Raw genomic sequence first — 2,476 nt, forward strand, 5'->3', positions numbered from 1 at the left:
TTTTTCGTAAGGAATTTCGGATATAAAGCTTCTATCTATTTTTAATGATGTTATTGGTAGTGATTTTAAATAGTTTAAAGATGAATATCCCGTTCCAAAATCATCAATTGAGATATCTATACCCAAATCTTTTATAGCTTTTAATGTTTCGATGCATCTATCTATATTTTTTATTAACGATGTTTCCGTAACCTCTATACTTAGCCTATCTGTGGGTATATTATATTTTTTTGAAAGATTTTTTATTTTTTCAATAAAAGTTTTATTTATAATATTGTTTACTGAAAAATTTATATTAATTTTTGGTATATCTTTTTTATATTTTTTAAGTTTATACATATCATAAAATACTTTTTCTAAAACTATTTCGGTTATTTTGTCTATAAAACCTTTTTTTTCCGCAAACTCTATAAACTCTTCAGGATATACTAATCCTTTTTTTGGATGTTTCCATCTAATTAACGCTTCAGCACCGGTAATTTTTTTGGTTAAAATATTATAAATTGGCTGATAATAGATAACGAATTCATCTTTTTGTAAAGCCACTATTAAATCGTTTTCCAATTTAATCATATCTATCGTTTTTTGTGTCATAAATTCGTTATAAAATTTATATCTATTACCCCCTTTTAACTTGGCTTGATACATAGCAATATCTGCGTTTTTTATCAAATCTTGAGCGTTTAATCCATCATTTGGATAGAGAGCTATTCCAATACTTGCCCCCAAAGTAAAAAATTTATCTTTAATTTTTATAGGTTTTTTACATACCTCTATAATCTCTTTTGAAAGTTCTATAACATTTTTTAATTCTTTATTTTGTAGCTTCATAAGAAGGATAAATTCGTCACCTCCAAATCTTGCTATAAATGAGCCGTTTTTAGTAATGTTTTTAAGTTTATAGCCTATATCTTTTAGGATCTCATCCCCGAAAATATGACCTATAGTATCATTTACATGTTTAAATTTATCCAAATCAATATATAAAACCGCAAGCTTTTCATTTAATCTATTACAAATTTTTATATCTTGTGTGATCTTTTCGTTCAAATATCTTCTATTAGGAAGGTTTGTTAACTGATCAAAAAAAGCAAGTTTTTCTAACTCCTTGCTTCTTGTTTCAATCATTTTAAATAGACCTCTTGTTATTAAACCAAATGGACCTACATCAGGAACTTTGATACTTTTTTCATCGACTTTTTTACACTCGTTGTTTATATTTTCGGACATTGCAATGATTGTGGAGCTAAAATTTAGATGCAAACTTTCATACTTTGTAGAAAAAAACTCTCCCAAAGTAAAAAAACCGCTAACTTTTGAATTTATATTTAAAATATTTAATTCATAATCAACTATCTCCTTTTGTAAATAAAGTTTTCTTCCAAGACAGTAATAATTATATATAACTTCCGGCTTACCGATCTTTTTACAAAAATTTTCCGTTAAATTGTTTCTATTTATAATATTATAAGGATTTGCGTATCCAAGATATATCTTATCTCCGGTTTTTATCTCTCCAGCTAAAATAAGCTTATCACCCTCAGCCCCAATTACAGCTCTTGGAATATAGTTTATATCTCTTTTTACGATAAAACTAAAAGCTGACCCAAGGCCGGGAAGAGCATCGGCAACCTCTTTTCCAAGATAGTGTTCAAAAATCTTTCTTGGAGGTTTGTTATCAACAGAAATTACGGTTTTGTTTTCAGCTTCTGTTACTATAAACTCTTTTCCAAAAACCTCCCATCCCAAAACAAAATCGTTATAAAATTTTAAATTTTCTCCGGATATTTCAGCAGCAACTACTCCACTTTCAATAATTTGATCTTCATAAATAACAAAGGTATCTTTCCAGCTTTTCGAAGAGGCTATCCCACCGGATATAAAAATATCTCTTTTACTTTTAATACCATCTAAATATCTATCGCCGTTGATGGATTCAGAATCCGCAAAAGTAATCAAAACTTTCGAATCTTTAGATATTTGATCGGCTAAATCCCTGCCACACTCATAGGAATCTTTAAAGATTGTAGAATCACAAAAAATTTTTACTCTCGAATTAGTAAATCCCGTAATACTAAAAAGGATCTGATCATTTAATACTCTATTATTATCTATAAAACTTTCGCAAGAAGTTCCTATGATTTTGGCATTAGGCAAGTGCGATTTTAAACAGGATATTGCATCTATCAAAAGTTTTCTATCATTAGTTGCGCAAAAAACCTGAACTAAAATAGATTTTAAATCTTTAAATTCATTAAGTTGTGAAGAATCTAAAACCCCAAAAATATTATTCTTAGCAACTATTAAATTTTCATGTCGCATACAATACTCTTTATTTTCTAAATATTTTAATTTAAACAAACACTTATTTTTATTATACTATTTTGTCTAAAATCTTTTGTTTTTACTTTTTTAATTAACTTTTTTATAAAGCTCCCACAAAATCCATTAATATTTTTTTATGATCAAATACTAA

Annotated in this window: 1 protein-coding gene; it reads right to left on the minus strand. The window is 27.4% G+C overall.

All coding sequences use genetic code 11. From position 1 onward, the window contains the following. The coding region (locus AC30RD_RS08370; RefSeq protein ID WP_489494034.1) for a bifunctional diguanylate cyclase/phosphodiesterase at positions 1 to 2,322 on the minus strand (2,322 nt) is incomplete at its 3' end. Between the last annotated feature and the right edge of the window lie 154 nt (positions 2,323 to 2,476).

The sequence above is a fragment of the Nitrosophilus sp. genome (assembly GCF_982775275.1).